This window comes from Streptomyces sp. NPDC060031 (assembly GCF_042736805.1).
Classification (GTDB): domain Bacteria; phylum Actinomycetota; class Actinomycetes; order Streptomycetales; family Streptomycetaceae; genus Streptomyces.
The window spans coordinates 1-1310 of sequence record NZ_JBHWVM010000214.1 but is presented as its reverse complement, the minus strand read 5'-3'; the positions used below and the strand labels follow the sequence as shown (position 1 = coordinate 1310).

Genomic DNA, 1310 nt, shown 5'->3' with positions numbered 1-1310 from the left:
TCAAAGTCGCGGTGCTTATGTAGACCGGCTGGTCAGGGGATGTTCAGCAGGTCCAGTGGTCGGTTGAAGGGGTCGTAGGAGACGTGGCGGAGGCCGGCGGCGATGTTGCGGTGTCCTTGTTGCCGGAGCGTGTTGATCGCCAGGTTGCGCAGGGTTGCCATGTTCTCGGGACCGCGGCCGGTACGGATCTTCGAGGCGTCCTCGCCGAAGGTGGTGTCCCGGACGAAGTGGAGCCGGTTCTCGATGGTCCACTGGGACCTGGCGAGCCGACCGAGCCGCTGGGGCGAGGCTTGCTGTGAGGTCAGGTCAGTGATCGCGTAGACGGTCTGGCGGCTGACCGTGCCGGTCTTGAGGTCGGTGCGGTGACGCAGGACGCGCACGGCCTGGACGGCATGGGGGAAGTCCAGGCCTGTGACGGTGAGGGCCCTGGTCACACGGGTTTCCTTGCGGCCATGGCTCACCTCGCGGTCGTAGCGGCGTGCGGTGACGTCCTTCCACGGCAGCGAGCGGAGCCTGCGGTGCAGTCCGGGCTGGTTGGCCTTGACCACCAGCAGGTAGTGCGCGTTCTTCTCTTCCACCAGGAAGCGCGCATGGTCGCGCTGGGTGTGCAGGGCATCGGCCGTGACGGTGACACCGCTCAGGTCGTAGGGCCCCAGCAGGGCTGCGAAGCAGGTGATTTCGTTGGTCTTATCCGGAACCCGCAGCTGGGTGACGGTCTGGCCGTCGCCGGTCATCGCGGCCAGGAGGTGGGCGGCGGGAGTCTGGCCGTGCCGGGAGCCGCGGGCGGCCTTGCCGTCCACGGCGACCGAGTCCGCGCCACTGGGACTGGCGCCGGTCAGGTCGGCCAGGCCGCCGGGGCAGACCAGGGCGATGACCCGTCGGATCGTGGCGGGGCTCGGGGCGACGCGCACCCCGAGCGTGCCCGTCACACGCGCGCCGAGCCGGGCCAGGGCGTGCTGCGGAGCACTCGCGGACCACTGGCCGATCGCCGCATACGAGCGAGCGCCGGCGATCACCGCCGAGGCGGCAACCAGCAGCACTGCCACGAACGGGTGACGCACCCCGCGCCGCCGCCGTGGATCGGGCAGCATCTGCAACCGCTCCACCAACGAGAGCCCCGCAACACCCTCCAGAACAGGCGACTTGACGAAACAGACGGTGGCAGACTTACGACACATCGAAGCTCCGGTGGTTCAGGGCGACTTGGGAAGGTCACCCCGTTCAACCGGAGCTTCGTTGCGTACGTGACGGGCGGCCCGACTACCTGACCTGCGAACTCACGCGATCATCAGGACTTTGAAACGCCCCTG

The 1310-nt window shown here is 68.5% G+C and carries 1 protein-coding gene; it reads right to left on the bottom strand.

Annotated elements, in window-relative coordinates; all coding sequences use genetic code 11:
• Nucleotides 1-32 precede the first annotated feature (32 nt).
• Complete coding sequence (locus ACFWB8_RS37105) at nucleotides 33-1091, bottom strand: ISAs1 family transposase (protein ID WP_385237744.1); 1059 nt, start codon at nucleotides 1089-1091, stop codon at nucleotides 33-35.
• Nucleotides 1092-1310 lie beyond the last annotated feature (219 nt).